Below are 18,764 nucleotides of genomic sequence, written 5' to 3'. Positions count from 1 at the left end.
CGTAAACAATGGAACAAAGGTGGTACCGCGGAGCACTCCGTCCTTTGGGATGGGGGTGCTCTTTTTATTTTTTTTAGGAGGTTTCAGGGTGAGTGAAGTAAATCAACTAGGTTTGTCCAAAACCTACGATCCCCAACAAGTTGAAGAAAAATGGTATCAAAGATGGATGGAACAAGGATATTTTCAAGCTGATGTAGAGGCAGAAGGAGAACCTTTTTCCGTTGTCATGCCACCACCAAATGTGACAGGTTCACTCCACTTGGGACATGCTTTAGATAATACTTTACAAGATATTCTGGTGCGCTGGAAAAGAATGAGTGGGTACAATGTGCTCTGGATACCCGGTACTGACCATGCAGGCATTGCAACGCAAGCAAAAGTTGAAGAAGCTCTGGCCAAAGAAGGCCTTAACAAGTACGAGCTAGGTCGAGAAGCTTTCTTAGAGCGCGTCTGGGATTGGAAGCACCAGTATGGCCATCGGATTACATCGCAATTAAAAAAGCTAGGAACCTCCTGTGACTGGAGCCGAGAACGCTTTACCATGGATGAAGGTTGTTCCCGTGCTGTACAAGAAGTATTTATTCAACTTTTTGAAAAAGACTTGATCTATCGTGGCAATCGAATCATTAATTGGTGTCCCAAATGCCAGACAACCATTTCCGATATTGAAGTGGAGCATCAAGAAAAAGGCGGGCAGCTCTGGCATATTCGCTATCCCATAGAAGGTGAAGAAGGTTATGTTGTCGTAGCCACCACTCGACCTGAGACGATGCTAGGAGATACAGCTGTGGCTGTACACCCTGCCGATGAACGGTATCAACATCTGATAGGGAAAAATGTTATTCTACCTATCCTCAACAAAGCCATTCCAGTGATTGCTGATGAATATGTTGATCCTGCTTTTGGTACGGGTGTTGTTAAAATTACACCAGCCCATGATCCCAATGACTTTGAAATGGGTCTTCGCCATCATCTTCCCCAAGTAACGGTGATGACAAAAGAAGCGATTATGAATGAGCTAGCCGGACCTTATGAAGGGATGGAGCGTTATAGCTGTCGCAAAAAGCTGGTAGCTGATCTAGACGAAACAGGTTTTTTGGAGAAAATCAATGACCATGTTCATGCCGTTGGACAATGTTATCGTTGTGACACTGTCGTAGAACCGATGGTATCACCCCAGTGGTTTGTCAAGATGAAGCCCTTGGCAGAACCAGCCATGGAAGTGGTACGACAAGGTCAACTGAACTTTGTGCCTGATCGTTTTACAAAGGTTTATTTAGGTTGGCTGGAAAACATACGAGATTGGTGTATTTCTCGCCAGCTCTGGTGGGGTCACCGTATTCCTGTGTGGTACTGTGATGATTGTGACTACATTTACTGTGGTTTGGCGGAAAATGTACCAGGACATTGCCCAAAATGTGGAGCTGAAAAGGAAAAGTTAAACCAAGATCCAGACGTTTTAGATACCTGGTTCTCTTCGGCTCTCTGGCCCTTTTCTACGCTAGGGTGGCCAGAAGAGAAGGCAGAATTAAAGAAGTATTACCCCACTTCTGTTCTCGTAACGGGTCGAGATATTATCTTCTTCTGGGTCGCTCGTATGGTCTTCATGGGCTTAGAGTTCCAAAAAGATGTACCTTTTCGAGATGTCTTTATTCATGGACTCATTCTAGATAGCCAGGGCAGAAAAATGTCTAAGTCCTTAGGCAATGGTGTCGATCCGATTGAAGTGATTGAGCAATATGGCGCTGATACACTTCGGTTTATGCTTGTCACAGGCAATACACCAGGGAACGATATACGCTTTCATTTTGAGCGGTTGGAAGGAACGCGTAACTTTGCCAACAAGATCTGGAACGCCTCTCGCTTTGCTTTAATGCATTTGCAGGATTATGAAGGGCACCAACCTTGGGGCGAATTAACCTTGGCAGATCGCTGGATTTTGTCTCGCTATAATCAAGTCGTAGACGCTGTCACAAAAGCACTAGAAAACTATGACATTGGTGAAGGCGCGCGCCTCTTATACGAATTCTTATGGAATGAGTTTTGTGACTGGTATATTGAGCTTGTCAAGCCAAGGCTCTATGGCAAAGACAGCACAGTCTCCGATGTCACTGCTTCCAGAAAAACAGCACAAAAAGTCCTACGTCATGTACTCAGTGGCACCTTGCAATTGCTCCACCCCTACATGCCTTTCTTAACGGAAGAAATCTGGCAACAGCTTCCTCATCATGGTGAAACCATTATGCGTTCACCATGGCCCCAGGTTGAACCAGAAAAAGTGGATCGATTGGCAGAAGAAGAAATGGCTTTGCTGATGGACGTGATTCGAAGTGCTCGGAATTTACGTGCTGAAATGAATGTACCGCCTGGAAAAAAAGCAGAATTGATCTTGCAAGTTGGTGACAAAAGATCTCTGAAGATTTTACAAGAAGGAAAATCCTATCTTGCCAATCTGAGCACAGCTTCTGACGTAACTATCAGCGCGGATACTTCTGTTAAGCCAGAAGGCGCTGTAACTGCCATTGTTCACAACATTGAAGTTTACCTACCTCTAAAAGATCTTATTGATAGTAAGAAAGAGGTAGAAAGGTTGCAGAAAGAGCTGGCCACAACAGAAAAGGAGTTGCAACGTCTTCGAGGCAAGCTAGGTAATGCTTCTTTCGTGGCCAAAGCACCAGCAGAAGTAGTAGAAAAAGAGCGAGAAAAAGAAAGGGAAGGAGAAAATAAAAAGGTGGCTTTACAAGAGCGAATTGACGCCTTGATCAAGCTATGATGACTTACGAAGAGGCTTTGCATTATTTACAAGATCTGACCAAATTCGGCATTAACCCAGGCTTAGGGCGCATTCAAGAACTATTACATCGTCTTGGTCAGCCTCAACAGAGAAAAAAGCCTCAATTTATTCATATTGGTGGTACCAACGGCAAAGGCTCTACGGCTGTCATAATTGCAAAAGTACTAGAAGAAGCAGGCTATCGCGTAGGTCTTTTTACATCACCACACCTTCATTGCTATACCGAAAGAACACAGATCAATGGGACAGCAATCTTAAAAGATCAAGTCGCCCATCTGATTGGCCTCTTAAAAGGTCCTATTGAAAGCATGGTAGCAGAAGGTTATGATCATCCTACAGAGTTTGAGGTATGGACAGCCCTTTCTTTTCTCTACTTTACAAGAGAAGAAGTAGATATTGTTGTTCTTGAAGTTGGTATGGGCGGTGCCATTGATTCGACCAACGTAATTACGCCCCTATTGTCGGTCATTACAAATGTAACGCTTGATCATATGGACTACCTGGGTACGACGGTGGAAGAAATCGCACAAGTGAAAGCAGGCATCATCAAAGAGGCAGTGCCTGTGGTAACAGCCAGTGAAGATCCACTGGTCCTTACGGTTATACAAGAAAGAGCCAAAGCCAAGTCCGCACCAGTTGTACAAGTGGTGCGGCATGGCCCGAAGATGGCCACTGCCCAGTGGGTGCAATGGGATGGAGTAAGGGACCAGAAAAAAGTGATGGTGGAGGGGCGCCTGCAATCGTACGGCCCCCTTAAAGTACCGCTACAAGGTCATCATCAACAACAAAATCTGGCGACAGCCATTGCTGCTCTAGAAGTAGCGAAGGAACAAGGGTATGAATGGACGGAAAAGCAACTTTCTCGTGCCTTAGAAAAGACAACCTGGCCAGGAAGACAAGAAAAGATCGGAAAAATACTTTTAGATGGTGCTCATAATGAAGGAGGTGCCTCTTCCCTCGCACGAACGCTTCAAGAAGAGTACAAAGGCATCAAAAAGATTTTAATTCTTGCTCTTTTAGCCGACAAAGCCCGAGAGAAAATTGTTGCTTTACTAGCACCAGAAGTTGACGAAATCATCATCACGCAGGTAAACCATACAAGAGCTGGAGACTGGAAAAGCGTAGAAGAGGTAGCCAGTCCTTATGGCAAACCCTTGCAAATGATTGCATGCATTCAGGATGCTTTACAAGCAGGTCAACAAGCAGTAGAAAAGTATGAAGATAAAGGGATGAAAGCCATCGTTGTTGTAACGGGTTCACTTTATATGATTGCAGAAGCTCGAAAAGAATTGACCAATCATAAAGATTTATAAGATTTTTCAATAACAAATTGGTCTTCACCATCTTCTTTTTTACGTTTATAATAGAAAGAGTAAGTTTCTACGCACGATCTATTCTTCTTTTTCCTTTAGGAGCCAGGTAACAAAAGAATTGTGATTGCAATGTGCAAAATAATTATCGATTTACCTTTATGAAAAGAGGGGGAGCCATTGAAATCTTACAAGATACCTGAAGCTACCATTGCTAGACTTTCCGTCTATTCACGTTTTTTAAGTCAGGTAGAAGTACAAGGTCTTGAACTTATATCATCGGGAGAAATTGCGGAAGGTTCTGGTGTTAGTCCAGCACACGTGCGCAAAGACCTTGCTTATTTTGGCGAGTTCGGTACTCGGGGTGTTGGTTACAATGTAAAAGAATTGCATAAGCACATCTTGAAAATTTTAGGATTAGATGAGAAATGGAAGGTCGTACTTGTAGGAGTCGGACACTTAGGTGCTGCTTTGGCTATGTACCGAGGTTTTAGAGATCGTAAGTTTGACATGGTCGCTCTATTTGATGTTGATCCCAATAAAGTAGGCAAAGTCTATGAAGGAATTGCTGTAAGTCCTTTTGAACAACTTGAAAAGGTGATCAAAGAAAACAATGTAGACATCGGTATTATAACAACGCCTGCTTCGGAAGCTCAGAAAGTTACTGATATTTTTGTACAAGCAGGTGTTAAAGCAATATTAAACTTTGCACCCTGTGTGCTTACAGTGCCCTATCATATTGAGTTACGAAATGTGGATCTTGCTGTTAATTTAGAAGTACTTACATTTAATATTGCGAGTAAGCAGAAAAAGTAAGTACATAGCTATCCAATCCATAAGATGAAGAAAAGAAGCCTTGAAATGGTATTTCGGGCTTCTTTTTCTATTTTTTGGAATTATCATTAATCATTAAAAAGGTCTTAAAGTAGAGAAACTAAGGGCAAAAGAGAAAGGGGGGAAAACATGACTGTATCCGATCCTTACTCTAAAGGCATGCTAAAAGTGCACCCTTACGCGAAAAAGAAAGATGTCGTTGGTGAGCTCGTAGCTATTTTGGATGGTCGACTGGAACAACGAGGCTTACAACTGATCAAGCCTATTTCTCGAGCTCTGGCTGTCAATGAAATTCATGAAATAATAATAACGGACGAAGAGGAAGCAGGACCGGGAAAGATCGTGAATCGCATTGCCTACCTTGCTTTTTTTGAAGTAAAAGGACCAGGCGTGGTTGTTACAGGCGATCCAGTGTACCTGAAAGGAAAGCATCTTGGTTATATTGCTGGCTTTGATGAGACCCATATGCCCAATCACATCAATATGGTGATTTACTCGAAAGAGCGGCTTACTGGTATCCAACAAGGTGCTGAGATTGGTCAACAGTTGCTGATTAAAAGTCCTGATCGTTAAAAAAGGTGTACATCTTTTTCTTAGGTACGGTGAAACTACTCTTGTCTTTTGTTAAGGACAAAAACTAGGAGGTGAAACCCTTGTCTGTAGAAACAAAATTACAAGAAATGGGTCTTACAGTCCCAGAAGCACCCAAGCCAGTCGCTGCTTATGTACCTGCTTTACGAGTTGGTGATTATATCTATACATCGGGGCAGATTCCCTTTGTCAACGGTGAACTTAAATACAAGGGAAAAGTAGGTAAGGATCTAACACCGGAAGATGCTTATGAAGCGGCAAAAATTTGTTGCCTCAATTGTTTAAGCGTGATCAAAGGACAAGTGGGCGATCTCAATCAGGTCAAACAAATTGTTAAAGTCGTTGGCTTTGTAAACAGTGGCCCAGGTTTTCAAGGGCAGCCTGGTGTAATCAATGGCGCCTCTGAGCTTTTGGGTCAAGTTTTTGGAACAAAAGGCCAACATGCCCGCTCAGCCGTAGGTGTCAATGAGCTCCCACTCGATGCGGCTGTAGAAGTAGAAATGATTGTACAAGTAAGTTCCTAAATCAATAATTTCCCTTTGAGGAGGAAAAAAATGGCGAACGCCAAGTATAAATTTCAGCTTTATCGACATCTTCAAGCTTCCATTCCCCAGATTTATGCCGATGCCAAAAAAAGCGCTGATGAAATTGGAATCCCACCAGAATTGCGTGGTAAGTTCGGCTTAACAGGTGCCATTTCAGGGTGCCCTGCGCCGCTTCGTAAAGACGTGGCTGAAGCGACAGAGCGTGGTGGTAAAGAAGTAATCCCGTTGGCTAAGCTCGTAGATGAGCTTCGTGAAATTGTCAAAGACGTTTATGGTGATGAGTGGGATGTAGCACCTACGAGCACTTGCGAAGCAGCTCTTTGGCTTTGCTTTGATACCTTAATGACACCGCCGAACCTTGGTCGTGGTGAAAACTATCGTGCTCGCTACATTGCGCCTTATGAAAAGCATATGCATCACCAGGCCGCCTATGGTCGACCTTTCCCGCCAAAGTATAAAGATCTCTATGCCGATCGTGGTACTACGGCTGGTGAACTCGGTTTCTATGGCAAACGTCAGAACAACTTAGATAGCGTCATTGTACCTCTTGCTGGTGCAAAGTACCCTGTTCATGGCATTAAAGCTCATCCCGTACCATTGTTAACAGAAGTTGATCCAGAAAGCTCCATTGAACAAATGGCACTGGCTGCAGAAGTCCACGCTGCCTATCTCACTGGCTTTACTTCAATTGGTTACGATACACCAGGTTATGGCTATGGGGCCAAAGATGATGATGGTACACCTATTTTAATGAAGCGTATGGGTGAGCTTGCCCATGAATACAATGTGCCTTACCTGGTCGACAACGCTTGGGGAATTCCCTTTGTTGGGACCGATCCTCGCAAAGCCAATGCAGATCTGATCGTTTACGCCATGGATAAAGCAGCTGGCGCAGCCACTTCTGGCCTTGTTATTGGTAGAGAAGATCTTATGGTCACAATTCGACGCGCCATGGGTATGCAAGGCGATCGTTGGGGAACGACAGCATCTTACGGTAAAGCGGCTTATGTTACTTTCGATCCAGGGAAAGAAGCACTGCTCAGCCAGGTTCAAGCACTGCGCGTACTTCGAGATAATCCGGAAGTGCTCACCAAGCCAGTGGATGATCTAGAGCGAATCGTAAAAGAAGAGTTCGAAAAACTCAATCCCAAGATTCGTCAAGGCATTATCATTACCAAGAGCTACAACTCCCAAGCTGTGGAAGTTAACTATGAAGGTACTTGGAAAAACAACGGCATTGGCTTCCCTGTCTTCGCCATTGAAGATATGTATGCTGGCAGTAATATTTTACAGACAGGTCTTGCTCAAATGGGTGTCATTCCTACAATTGCTTATGATGCTAATATTTATATCTCTCCAGGTCTCGGAACGACGGATGAACATGGTCAGTTAATCGAGCCGAATATGCGCTATGCTGTAAGAGCATTGGTTCAATTAATGGAAATTGTTGGTCGTCACGCTGGAATGCTGTAATAAAAGGGGGGTGTATGATGCCTAAAGTCGTAGTCGTAGGTGGTGGCTGGGCTGGTTGTGCCGCAGCCATCTCTGCCGCCAAAGCAGGCGCTGATGTAGTGCTATTAGAGAGAACAGATATGTTCTTAGGTACGGGTCTCGTCGGCGGCATTATGCGTAATAACGGTCGCTTTACGGCAACAGAAGAGCTCCTCGCTTTGGGCGGAGGCGATCTCTTTGAAGTAACCGATGAAGTTTCACGCCATAAAAACGTGGAATTTCCCGGTCACAAACATGCCAGCCTCTATGATGTAGCAAAAGTTGAGCCTGCCGTTAAAAACCGCATGGCCCAGTACGGAAAGATTCAATTTCGTACAGAAGCAAGAGTGAAAGATATTCAAATGGAAGGCTCGCGAATTACGGCTGTTGTAGTAGATGAAACCGATGTAATCCAAGGCGATGTCTTTGTCGATGCATCGGGAACAGCAGGTCCTCAAGGAAACTGTACCAAATACGGCAATGGCTGCGCTATGTGTATCTATCGCTGCCCAACCTTCGGCGGTCGTGTTTCTATTGCCGCGAAAGCAGGCGTAAAAGAAATCATTGGTCGCAAGGCTGACGGTTCTTTAGGAGCTATGTCTGGTTCTTGTAAGCTTCATAAAGATTCCATTCGTCCTGATATTATCGAAGAAATGGATCGGACGGGTGTGGCAGTAGTACCGATTCCGGAGCAACTGCGAAAATCCGATTCTTTATCACAGAAAGCTTGCCAGCAATATGCCCTAAAAGAATTTGCTGACAACGTAATATTACTTGATACAGGTCACGCCAAATTGATGAGCCCTTTTTATCCTCTTGATAAACTGCGGCAAGTACCAGGCTTTGAAGATGCTCGCTTCGAAGATCCCTACTCTGGCGGCATTGGCAACTCGGTACGTTATCTAGGTATGTGCCCTCGTGATAATACTCTAAAAGTACAGGGTGATGTGGACAATCTCTTCTGTGCAGGCGAAAAAGCGGGCTTACTCGTAGGTCACACAGAAGCTGTTGTTACAGGAACACTGGCGGGGCACAACGCCGTAAGAGCCGCTGTAAACAAAGACTTACTAGAATTGCCTCGATCTCTTGCTGTGGGCGATGCGATTGCCCATGTGAAAGATCAAATGACAACAGAAGATGGATTAACGAAAAAATACACCTTCTCTGGATCCGTGTACTTCCAACGTATGAAGGAGCAAAATCTTTATACAAGTGACGTCAATGTGATAAAACAAAAGGTTGATGCGGCAGGTCTTGCTGGCGTATTCGCCCAACCATTGTCTTAGCAAGACTGGTGAATGAACAACCGTTTTTCAAAAAAAGCAAGGTCCGGGAAAGCCTGGCCCTTGCTTTCCTATAAATCGGTTGTAAAAGGAGGCGGTGGTCATCGGATACTGGAGCTGGCTTTATGGGCTAAATCGCAAAGAACCTTCAGGGTATCGTATCGGTCATCGACTCAGACAGCAGCTTTACTTCTCCCAGCCTGTTGAGGACGATCAAAGGAGGAAATAGCTTTGACAGAAGCGATGCTGTCTCATGTAATGGATGCACTCGATGTAGAAACTTTCTTGGTCTGTGCTAGCGAGAATGAAGGAAAAGATCGGGCCATTCGATTGATGCGCTCTTTGGGCTTTCAAGACGTAGATATTGTTTTTATTCAATATGCTGGACCTGGTGCAAGGGTAAGAGTAAGAGCATATATTTATCGGCCCGGTGACAATTATGCTTGGGTAACCTCTGATCATATGGAAAAGTGAGGGGATTCGTCCAGTGGTAACCTGCTTGGAGCGACGCAAAATATTACTGGTACCGCTCGATCCCGTTCATGATATTGGACTCAAAATGATTCGTAGAGGTCTCGATAAAGCTGGGCATAAGACAATGCTTTTGCCACCCGATCTACCGCCGGAAGAAATTATTTCAGCCATGAGCAAAGAACAACCTGATCAGGTTTTGATTAGCCGTACTCTTGGCTATGGTGTGGCTGAATTGTTAGCTCGATTTGCCGATCTTGCTGATGCAGCAGGGTTGCGAGATAAAATGGGCCTTGTTATTGGTGGCATGGCGATAAGACCAGAGTTGGCTGCAGAATTGGGTTATGATGCTGGCTTTGGACCTGGAACCTCGGTAGAAGAAGTCGTTGCCTATGTAGAAGGACGTCCATACCTGCCCGATCAAAACAAAGTAAAAAAAGAAAGAGCCGATCTGACAGCCAACTATACTTATGAATTTCGCCATGCTGGCATTGGACGGTTGCTCGATCAGATCACCGATGGAATTTTAGAATGGGTGCAAGGAAAAACATCTCCTGCAATAAAGAGAGGTCGCTTAAGAGATAGCGCTTGGGATCTAGAAGAATGGCGACAGGGAAAAATTAACAAAGAATTCACCGAAGCCTACGCCGCTTTATGTGATCCAGTAGCAGAAGCCTATTATCGAAGTGGCGAAGTCCACCCCAAGACAAGAAAGTTACGACCAGAAGAGATCGAACGATTAGAAGCTTATCTAACAGCGACAAAAAGCCGTATGGAACCAGCAAAAGTACAGCATTGGGAAGCAGGACAACCAAAAGTTTTTGTTCAGTATGGCACAGGTTGCCCTTTTATGGACATTGCTCATATTAAATTGTCTGAAGCTTGGGGTGCTGATGGTGTCGTTCACTTTGATCCCTCCTGGGGAGCCCGTACAGAAGGTTTTATCGGTGATTTTCTAACACATCAGGAAGATGGATCTGTGATTACACCGGAAAATCTTTCTTGGACAAAGGCTGGTTTGGAAGAATATACACTCTGGCAAGTGCGAGCCCATCGCGGCTTGAATACACCTGAGACTGTTGTTTTAGCTGGTAAGTTAGGTGCTCATTTAACAAAAATTAATATTGCCTATGGTTCTTTAGCTGCTGGGACTGATCCAGCTCGTCTGACCGTAGATGGTGTAGAATCAATTAAGATGGCTACAAAGTATAACTTGCCTTTTGATGTGGTAACAAATGAAGAGCTCGCCGGTGTGCCCGCTCATAAAGCTTTTGCAGGTATGTTAATCGTAGCTGCACTAGGTCGCAAGCTTGGAGGAAGGCCCATTCTTCAACCCCTTTTCTGTTATAGTCCTGAAGTCATGATCAGCGGGCAGATGGAACACAATTATATTGACTTTAATGCGGCTAAAATAGAGGCGCTTCGTTCAATTGTAGACGCACCTATCTGGCCAGGGGCTCCAATTGGCTTTTTAACGCAAACGGAAGATCGGGTTCAATCTTCTATGACAACGTCGCTCCATGCGGCTTTAGCTGCTTCCCTTCGCGTAGACGCAATCTCAATTGCTTCGTCCGATGAAGCTTACTCCGGTGGTCCCATTGTAGCTGCTTCTCGTATCGATACCTTAAAAGCAGTTCAGGAAGGATTTCGCTTTTTTGGAGAAGGCTCTGTAGAAGCAACAGCAAAAGCTTCCAAATGGTCTGAAGAAATCGTCGAGAAGATAGAGAAAGTTCTGCAAGAAGTAGCAGCTGCGCCTTCCTTCGTCGATGCGCTTTACGGAGGTCTGTTGGGCAGTAAAGAAGAAGGTGCTTATCCAGGTCGAGGCGGACGGGATACGATTACAAAAGAATGAAAGTCATCGGTATAGCGGGTACAGCAAAAAATACAGGTAAGACAACAACAACAGCTGCTTTGCTCAAAGAAGGCTATCGACGAAAGCGTCGAATGGCCATTACATCAATTGGCTTTGACGGAGAAGAGCTTGATAATGTCACAGGTCTACCCAAACCGCGACTATGGTTGGAAGAGGGCACTGTTGTAGCAACGGCAAGAAAATGCCTTCCCTTATCTTCTGCCGATATTCGCATTTTAGAAGACACTTCCATTGCAACAGCCCTTGGATCGATTGTCATTGGTCAAGTAGAATCTGCAGGAAGGGTTGTTATTGCAGGTCCTAATAAATCCCATGAACTTGCTAAAATAAAAAAAAGTTTGCAAAAATATAAGCCCCAGTTAGTATTTGTTGATGGCGCGCTCAATCGAATGGCGCCGATGGTTGAGACAGATGGTCTTATTCTGGCAACAGGGGCGGCCCGTCATGTAGAACCTGCACAATTGGCAACAGAAACGACGGCTATTTCAGCCATTTTTCGCCTGACAGCAACAACTTTTCATAGGCCAAATGACCAGCTTGGCTTTGCCTATTGGCACGACAACCAGTGGCATGAAAAAAACATAGCCCAAAATGTACTCATTACGGCAGAAGATGGACAAGATTTAGCAGAAATGCTAGCGCCTTCTTTGCGAGAAAATAGTCGAGGCTATGTTAATTTACCAGGCTTTGTCACTCTAAGAGCGCTGGAAAAGTTTCTTGAAAAAGCAGCGACTCAAATGAAAGGCTGGTCCCTGCTTTTTCGAGATCCTGTTAGTCTTTTACTAAGTGACGACCCCAAAAATGTAGGTGCCTTATTGCGAATGCTAGGAGAAAGAAGGTTAAAAGCACAAGTCCGCAAAAAAATTCCTTTGATCGCGATAACGGTCAATCCCTTCTACCCAGAATATGATCGAGGCGCTCAATTATACCGTTCTCGATATTTACCAACAGGGGTGTTGGAATCACCACTTTATAAACTGCCCCTTCCCGTTTTGGATGTAAAAAGGAAAGGTCCTCTCTATCTTTGGAGGAAAACAATTGGTTTTTAACGAATGGTCTGGATTATAGAAGGATTTTAGGGTAAACTGACGAATAAAGAGCAACATGCAGGGAAGACCGGGAGTGTTCCCGGCTTTCTTTTTGTGATCCTGGGAGGTTAGACTTGTGAGGACCTATCGCAATGGTGGTTCCCGAAAAGTCTCTATCCTCATCGTTATACTATTGACAGGTGCAATCATTGGATCCTTACTTGGAGAGGCTTTAAGGCCTGTGATGCCCTTTTTGCTTCTAGGAAAGGATATTGCACTGAGTCCGACTCGAATCGATCTAGTTGCTTTGCACTTCACCTTTGGGTTTACCATAAAGCTGAATCTGGCTGGCGTACTTGGTTTAATAGGTGGCTATTTACTTTATCGGAAGCTTTAATTGAATCGGGGGGCTTTCTGTTGAATCTTATCCTGGCTTCAGCATCACCGCGACGCAAAGAATTACTGGCAAGTCTAAAGGTACCTTTTCAGATCTTTCCCAGTGATTTTGATGAAAGCAGTGCTGAACATATTGCTATCAATGAACGAGCAGCCTATCTTGCACTAAATAAAGCTAAAACAATTACACCTAGAGTGACAGAGGGAATCGTTATAGGCGCAGATACTGTTGTAATTCTGGATGATCGTTTGCTGGGTAAGCCCGAGACAGAAGCAGATGCTCGTCAGATGCTTCAAGTTATGTCTTCACGGTCTCATCGAGTTGTGACAGCACTAGCACTTATCGAAGTAAAAGAAGGAAAGATTCTATCAGAATTGACAGGGTATGAAGAGACAATTGTTTTTTTTCGAGAGTTAAACGATGAGATAATAGAGTGGTATTTATCAACTGGTGAAAGCTATGATAAAGCCGGTGCTTATGGTATTCAAGGTTACGGATCGTTGCTCGTAGAAAGAATAGAAGGTGACTACTATAACGTCGTTGGGTTGCCCCTTCTATTACTTGAACGCTTGTTAGGTACGTGGAATCAAAGTCTTCGGATACAGGAAAGTGTTCGATAAAGGACCTTTGACTCGCGAATGATTCTTTTTGATATTTGTATCGTAGGGAACATCAACGAAAGGCATGTCTTACTCTTTTATGCTTCTTCTTTTTTAAGTTTTTTCTATTTTTCCTGGCCGTTCCCCAAATTTTTGGGGGGATTATCGATGACAATGAACGATGAGAGATTACGGATTACAGATTTACCGCAGGAGCTTCGTCCGCGAGAGCGGATGGTTCAGGCGGGACCACAGGGACTTTCTAATGGTGAACTACTGGCAATTTTATTACGAACAGGGACTCGTCAAGAAACGGCTGTTGATCTAGCTCATCGTATCTTACACAGCGGTGGTTTGCGCTTTTTGGCTGAAGCATCCATCGATGATCTAAGCACAATCAAAGGACTGGGCTTAGCCAAGTCAGCCCAGATCAAAAGCGCTGTTGAATTAGGACGACGAATTGCTGCTTCTACGCCAGAAACCAAAACGATCATTCGCTCTCCTGAAGATGTGAGTCGTTTGGTTATGGAAGAAATGAGATTCTTAGACAAAGAAGTATTTAGAGCCCTTGCCTTAAATACAAAAAATCATGTGCTCAGTATAGAGGATATTTCCGTAGGCAGCTTATCTTCTGCCATTGTCCATCCTCGAGAACTTTTTAAAGCTCTCATTCGAAAAAGCGCGGCCGCTGTGGTGTTACTACATAATCATCCAAGTGGCGATCCGACACCTTCAAGGGAGGATCGGGAAATTACGCGTCGAATTGTAGAGGGAGGGCGTATTTTAGGAATTGAAGTATTAGACCATATTATTATTGGTGATAATCGCTATGCAAGTCTAAAAGAACTTGGCTATATATAAAGCTATCGGTTTTTGGTGCCAAGTTTCTTAAATGAAAGAAAAGGCATTTAAGGAGATTTACGATCATGTTTACCAGAGATTTGGGCATTGATCTTGGTACAGCCAATACACTTGTTCACCTTAAATTGAAAGGGATTATTTTAAGGGAGCCATCTGTAGTTGCCATTCAGCGTGATACAGGTGCTGTTATGGCTGTAGGTGAAGAAGCGAAGCAGATGATTGGACGTACGCCTGGCAATATTACAGCCATCCGACCTATGAAAGATGGCGTCATTGCCGACTTTGATATTACCATGGCTATGCTCAGATATTTCATACGAAAAGCTCTCAAAGGTTCTAATCTACTTACCCGTGTGCGCGTTGTGATCTGTGTACCCTGTGGTGTTACGGCTGTGGAAGAACGAGCTGTGAAAGAAGCAGCGATTCAAGCCGGTGCAAGAGAGGCTTATTTAATTGAGGAGCCCATGGCGGCTGCCATCGGTGCTGGTTTGCCGGTCCATGAGCCGAAAGGGAACATGATTGTAGACATTGGGGGAGGCACAACAGAAGTGGCTGTCATATCACTAGGTGGTATAGTTACAGCCAAGTCGATCCGCGTAGCCGGTGATGAGATGGATGAAGCCATTTCTCACTACATCAAGAGACAATACAACCTGGCCATCGGAGAGCGCACGGCTGAGGAAATTAAGATAACCATCGGTTCTGCCTACCTAGAGCGTGCTGAGGATTTTAAAAAGACGATGGACGTTAGAGGTCGAGACCTCGTGACAGGATTGCCAAAAACCGTTCTTGTATCAGCAGAAGAGATTCAAAAGGCAATGGCAGAGCCTGTTGCCTCCATTATAGATGCGATTAAGGTGTGTTTAGAGAAGACGCCGCCCGAATTGGCTGCTGACTTAATGGAACATGGGATTGTTATGGCAGGTGGAGGTTCTTTGGTGCAAGGGCTTGATAGGCTTGTTAGCTTGCAAACGGGTATGCCCGTCTATCAGGCGGAAGAACCACTGTCAGCCGTAGCCTTAGGTACAGGTCGTGTTCTGGAGAATATCTCTGCTTTACGACGTGTTCTCTTGCCACAGAAACGCTTAGGATAGTGCAAAAAATGTCGGACAGAAGGAGGAAGACCGTTGGCACGGCCACAATATAAAAAGACAGCAATTGTCATCGGTCTTGGCGTTTTGATCGGCCTGGGCCTTCTTCGAATGACGGCCGGGGAACGTGACAGTAGCATCATTGAGCGTTCAACCCAGGCTTTGCTAGCGCCCATGCAAATGGGCTTTTCCTATGTTACGCAAAGTCTGGGCGGCGTCGGTCAGGCTGTTGTGAATTACAAGCAAATAAAAGATGAAAATGAAATTTTACATAGTGAAAAGGGTGAGCTTCAACGTCAAATCAACTTATTGAAGCAATATCAGCTAGAAAACATTCGATTAAAAGAGCTACTGGCTTATAAAGAAGAAAAAGAACAGAACTACGACCTTGTACTGGCTCGAGTCATTGCTCGTGATCCTTCTACCTGGTTTAATACACTTACTCTAAATCGTGGCTCACAAGATGGAATTCAGCGTAACATGGTGATTATAAACAACGATGGCCTTATTGGTCATGTTATCTCAGTAACACCCTATTCAAGCCAAGTCTTACTGATCGTAGATAGGGAAGGACCTGTACCTGGCTTGATAAAAATGACGCGAGAGCCTGGCATTGTGGAAGCAAAGGCCGATGGCTCTGGATTACTGCAAATGATCAATCTTCGACGGGATGGTCCCATACAGGAAGGGCAGCTTGTCCTAACTTCTGGATTGGGTGCCATCTATCCCAAAGGCTTAAAAGTTGGATACGTCTTAGATATAGAGTCAGAGCCTAATGGTTTGACGAAAAGAGCGACGATACGCCCGGCTGTAGACTTTCAACGCTTAGAAGAAGTATTTATTATTCGAAATGTTTACGCAGTGGAAGGGGCCGAGGAGTAGTGCGCTATCTCATCGTAATGCTTTTCTTGTTCCTTTCTGCTGTTTTGCAGACAACGCTTTTTCACAGTCTTTCCATTCAAGGAATTGGACCCAATCTTGTATTGATCCTGGTCATCTTTTATTCTCTATTACAGGGAAGTCGCTCTGGCAGCATTTTTGGCGTACTGGCAGGTTTGTTTTTAGATCTTTTTTCAGGGCGCTACATAGGTCTTAATATTTTGACCATGGCTGCTGTAGGTGGACTCATTGGTTTAATCGAAGGTCGGCTTTATAAAGACAATTTGCTTGTTCCAATGGGCGCTGTCTTTGTAGGAACTATAGCTTTTAATCTACTTGCATACCTGCTGGCCCTTTATGCAGGCCTATACATTAACTTGAAAACTTTATGGCTCACTCTCTTGATTCAATCTTTATACAATACAGCACTTGTTCCAATCTTTTATGGATCTTTTTATCGCTCCACAATACAAGGTTGGCTCCGTAAGGAAGAGGTGGGATCATGAGTAAAGATTATGTTGAATTATCCAAAAAAACAGTTCGAGAAGTGCCGGAAGAATCACCCGCTGTACAACGAAGGAAAGATTTAGAAAAAACATTGCGCTTTTTTGCGGCAATGACTTTCCTTGTTTTTATCTTTTTAATGAGTCGACTCTTTTACCTACAATTTGTTATTACTGATGATTATCAAACAACGTCAGAGAGAAATCGACTTCGATTGTTGCCTATCGTGGCCATGCGCGGCGATATTGTTGATATCAATGGTGTTACTTTAGCCACCTCCATTCCTGTCTATTCTGTCTACATCACTCACTTAGATGCTCGTTATAAAGAAACGGAAGATGAAGTGGTAGATAAAGTAGCCCAAATTCTTGGGGAAAACGATCCACGCATCACGAAAGAGTATATACAAGAACAGATTGATAAAAGACGATTTCGGTTATATGAACCCATTCTAATTAAGTCTGGTCTGACCGATGAGGAAGTGGCCATTCTGGAAGAAAGGCGCTATGAACTACCAGGTGTGGTTGTAGACAAAGGCCCCATTCGCTACTACCCTCCTTATATGGGCAGTACTGTTGCAGGACATGCTCTAGGTTATGTTCGAGAAATCAGTCGTGAAGAGATGGAGCGCTTTTCAGAGGAGAATTACCGACTTGGTGATATGATAGGAAAAATTGGTCTAGAACGAGCTTATGAAAAATATTTGCGAGGAACAGATGGTTTTCAACAGGTCGAGGTCAATGCACTCAATCGTCCTATCCAAAGTCATTACACCCAGAATCCCGAGCCAGGACAGCGATTGGTGTTAACGATTGATGCAAGGCTGCAAAAAAGAATGGAAGATGCCATGGATGAAACGTTAGAGCGTCTACAAAAACAGTTTCCAAAAGCCCAGGCTGGAGCGGCTGTTATGATAGACGTTCATAGCGGTGCTATTTTAGCCATGACTTCTAGACCTGAACTAGATCCCAATGATTTCATTGGTCTGATGGATCAAGCCACAGCCGATTATTACCATAACTCCAATCCACCTGCTTTTATCAACCGTGTCTTCCAAACCGCCTACCCACCAGGCTCTACTTTTAAGGCGATTACCGCATTAGGTGCCCTGGCAGCTGGACGTCTTGATCCCCGTGAAAAAGTAACGTGCACCGGCGCTTACTGGGAAAAGCCTTATATTCGCTGCACCGGTGTCCATGGTCCCGTTGATCTTGCTCAAGCCATGGCAACATCTTGCAATGTTTACTTCCAAGAAATGGGGCGCAGAGCTACGATTGACAATATCAGTCTTGTAGCTAGAGAGTTTGGGTTGGGAGAAGAGACAGGCATTATTCTTCCAGGCGAAGAAATTGGCCTTATGCCGGGACGGGATTGGAAAAGAGCCTGGGGCAATGCTTATGCTTTAAATCGACAGAGGACAAGGTTGAACGAGCTAGAAAAACAGACGGAAGAACAGTTGGCTTTAGCCCAGACGGAGGAAGAGCGAAGGCAGATTCTAGAAAGAGACGAACGGATTCGCAGAGTCATTGAAAGAGATTACCAAAATGACTTGAATTACTGGCCTTACTGGCAAGCTTTTGAGACGTACAATACTTCCATTGGACAGGGCCGTAATCAATATACAGTATTACAATTGGCCAATTATGTAGCGACCTTAGCCAATGGTGGTTATCGCTATGAACCTTATCTCGTCGATCGCATTGAAAGTACTGTTGATGATGTAGTTCATCACATTGAGCCAACGATGCTACATCGGGTTACATCTGTATCAGAGGAACAAATGGCTGCAGTCCGACGTTCTATGCTGGCCGTTACGGAACCTCGCGGGACAGCGTACCACTTGTTTCATAATTTCCCCGTAAAGGTTGCGGCCAAAACAGGGACGGCGGAGACAGGTCGTGTCGGTGATAGCAACCAAAATCGTGATTTTCATGGCGTCTTTGTCGCTTTTGCCCCCTATGATAATCCTCAAGTTGCTTTTGCCGGTGTCATTGAATACGGCTATCATGGTGGATCTTCTGCTGGTATGGTGGCAAAGGCTGTTTTTGAAGAATATTTTGGGCGTACACAAGTTGAATGAAAATTTTAAAACAATACGGCAAAATAAGTCGAAATTTATTAAACGAGGCGTTCTACCTCGTTTTTTTCTTTTTCTTGAAGGAATTCACTCGTTAGCGTAGAATTTATTGTTGAATTAAAATGGTAAAAGTATG

The 18,764-nt window shown here is 44.3% G+C and carries 17 protein-coding genes and 1 other annotated feature (1 of these 18 running past the window's edge); all 17 genes read left to right on the top strand.

Features of this window, described 5'->3' with window-relative positions; genetic code table 11:
• Nucleotides 1-48: a binding site (T-box leader), on the top strand (it extends 180 nt beyond the left edge of the window).
• A 40-nt stretch (nucleotides 49-88) separates the two neighbouring features.
• The 17 genes from FTV88_RS05115 (at nucleotide 89) to mrdA (ending at nucleotide 18,631) form a co-directional block, all read left to right on the top strand.
• On the top strand, nucleotides 89-2,773 hold the full coding sequence (locus FTV88_RS05115) for a valine--tRNA ligase (protein WP_243137346.1): 2,685 nt from the start codon (nucleotides 89-91) through the stop codon (nucleotides 2,771-2,773).
• A gap of 17 nt (nucleotides 2,774-2,790) precedes the next feature.
• Complete coding sequence (locus FTV88_RS05110; protein ID WP_243137335.1) at nucleotides 2,791-4,107, top strand: bifunctional folylpolyglutamate synthase/dihydrofolate synthase; 1,317 nt, start codon at nucleotides 2,791-2,793, stop codon at nucleotides 4,105-4,107.
• 177 nt (nucleotides 4,108-4,284) lie between these two features.
• Nucleotides 4,285-4,920 carry a redox-sensing transcriptional repressor Rex gene (locus tag FTV88_RS05105; protein WP_153724687.1) on the top strand — a complete coding sequence of 212 codons (636 nt, stop codon included), beginning with the start codon at nucleotides 4,285-4,287 and terminating at the stop codon, nucleotides 4,918-4,920.
• Nucleotides 4,921-5,067: 147 nt separating this feature from the next.
• Nucleotides 5,068-5,511 carry a DUF6917 domain-containing protein gene (locus FTV88_RS05100; protein ID WP_153724686.1) on the top strand — a complete coding sequence of 148 codons (444 nt, stop codon included), beginning with the start codon at nucleotides 5,068-5,070 and terminating at the stop codon, nucleotides 5,509-5,511.
• 80 nt (nucleotides 5,512-5,591) lie between these two features.
• Nucleotides 5,592-6,053, top strand: coding sequence for a RidA family protein (locus FTV88_RS05095; protein ID WP_153724685.1), 462 nt, complete (start codon nucleotides 5,592-5,594; stop codon nucleotides 6,051-6,053).
• A 30-nt stretch (nucleotides 6,054-6,083) separates the two neighbouring features.
• The gene (locus FTV88_RS05090) at nucleotides 6,084-7,547 is read left to right on the top strand and encodes a hypothetical protein (RefSeq protein WP_153724684.1); all 1,464 of its coding nucleotides are present in this window, start codon (nucleotides 6,084-6,086) and stop codon (nucleotides 7,545-7,547) included.
• 17 nt (nucleotides 7,548-7,564) lie between these two features.
• Nucleotides 7,565-8,851, top strand: a complete 1,287-nt coding sequence (locus FTV88_RS05085; RefSeq protein ID WP_153726520.1) for an FAD-dependent oxidoreductase — start codon at nucleotides 7,565-7,567, stop codon at nucleotides 8,849-8,851.
• A gap of 228 nt (nucleotides 8,852-9,079) precedes the next feature.
• Nucleotides 9,080-9,322: a death domain-containing protein gene (locus tag FTV88_RS05080; RefSeq protein ID WP_207707916.1), complete on the top strand. Its 243-nt coding sequence runs from the start codon at nucleotides 9,080-9,082 to the stop codon at nucleotides 9,320-9,322.
• A 13-nt stretch (nucleotides 9,323-9,335) separates the two neighbouring features.
• Nucleotides 9,336-11,171: a cobalamin B12-binding domain-containing protein gene (locus FTV88_RS05075; protein WP_243137333.1), complete on the top strand. Its 1,836-nt coding sequence runs from the start codon at nucleotides 9,336-9,338 to the stop codon at nucleotides 11,169-11,171.
• Entirely contained in the window at nucleotides 11,168-12,241 is a 1,074-nt protein-coding gene (gene kamB, locus FTV88_RS05070) for a lysine 5,6-aminomutase reactivase subunit KamB (protein ID WP_153724682.1), read from the top strand. The genes FTV88_RS05075 and kamB overlap by 4 nt, the downstream gene beginning before the upstream one ends.
• Before the next feature lie 115 nt (nucleotides 12,242-12,356).
• Nucleotides 12,357-12,617 carry a DUF4321 domain-containing protein gene (locus FTV88_RS05065; RefSeq protein ID WP_153724681.1) on the top strand — a complete coding sequence of 87 codons (261 nt, stop codon included), beginning with the start codon at nucleotides 12,357-12,359 and terminating at the stop codon, nucleotides 12,615-12,617.
• A gap of 20 nt (nucleotides 12,618-12,637) precedes the next feature.
• A complete protein-coding gene (locus FTV88_RS05060; RefSeq protein WP_162007902.1) occupies nucleotides 12,638-13,237 on the top strand; it encodes a Maf family protein in 600 nt (199 codons plus the stop codon).
• A 153-nt stretch (nucleotides 13,238-13,390) separates the two neighbouring features.
• On the top strand, nucleotides 13,391-14,077 hold the full coding sequence (gene radC / locus FTV88_RS05055) for a RadC family protein (RefSeq protein WP_153726518.1): 687 nt from the start codon (nucleotides 13,391-13,393) through the stop codon (nucleotides 14,075-14,077).
• 65 nt (nucleotides 14,078-14,142) lie between these two features.
• A complete protein-coding gene (locus FTV88_RS05050; protein ID WP_153724679.1) occupies nucleotides 14,143-15,171 on the top strand; it encodes a rod shape-determining protein in 1,029 nt (342 codons plus the stop codon).
• A gap of 33 nt (nucleotides 15,172-15,204) precedes the next feature.
• The gene (gene mreC / locus FTV88_RS05045; protein WP_153724678.1) at nucleotides 15,205-16,050 is read left to right on the top strand and encodes a rod shape-determining protein MreC; all 846 of its coding nucleotides are present in this window, start codon (nucleotides 15,205-15,207) and stop codon (nucleotides 16,048-16,050) included.
• Nucleotides 16,050-16,553 (top strand): rod shape-determining protein MreD, encoded by a 504-nt coding sequence (mreD, locus tag FTV88_RS05040; RefSeq protein ID WP_153724677.1) that lies wholly within the window; start codon nucleotides 16,050-16,052, stop codon nucleotides 16,551-16,553. The genes mreC and mreD overlap by 1 nt, the downstream gene beginning before the upstream one ends.
• Nucleotides 16,550-18,631 (top strand): penicillin-binding protein 2, encoded by a 2,082-nt coding sequence (mrdA, locus tag FTV88_RS05035; RefSeq protein ID WP_153724676.1) that lies wholly within the window; start codon nucleotides 16,550-16,552, stop codon nucleotides 18,629-18,631. The genes mreD and mrdA overlap by 4 nt, the downstream gene beginning before the upstream one ends.
• Nucleotides 18,632-18,764: the final 133 nt, after the last annotated feature.

The organism is Heliorestis convoluta, assembly GCF_009649955.1.
Lineage (GTDB): Bacteria > Bacillota > Desulfitobacteriia > Heliobacteriales > Heliobacteriaceae > Heliorestis > Heliorestis convoluta.
This window is presented reverse-complemented; position numbering and strand designations above follow the sequence as displayed.

Excerpts from the sequence above, each read along its gene's own strand:
- FTV88_RS05100 (WP_153724686.1), top strand. The coding sequence starts at position 5,068 with ATGACTGTATCCGATCCTTACTCTAAAGGCATGCTAAAAGTGCACCCT.
- FTV88_RS05090 (WP_153724684.1), top strand. The coding sequence starts at position 6,084 with ATGGCGAACGCCAAGTATAAATTTCAGCTTTATCGACATCTTCAAGCT.
- FTV88_RS05085 (WP_153726520.1), top strand. The coding sequence starts at position 7,565 with ATGCCTAAAGTCGTAGTCGTAGGTGGTGGCTGGGCTGGTTGTGCCGCA.
- kamB (WP_153724682.1), top strand. The coding sequence starts at position 11,168 with ATGAAAGTCATCGGTATAGCGGGTACAGCAAAAAATACAGGTAAGACA.
- radC (WP_153726518.1), top strand. The coding sequence starts at position 13,391 with ATGAACGATGAGAGATTACGGATTACAGATTTACCGCAGGAGCTTCGT.
- FTV88_RS05050 (WP_153724679.1), top strand. The coding sequence starts at position 14,143 with ATGTTTACCAGAGATTTGGGCATTGATCTTGGTACAGCCAATACACTT.
- mrdA (WP_153724676.1), top strand. The coding sequence starts at position 16,550 with ATGAGTAAAGATTATGTTGAATTATCCAAAAAAACAGTTCGAGAAGTG.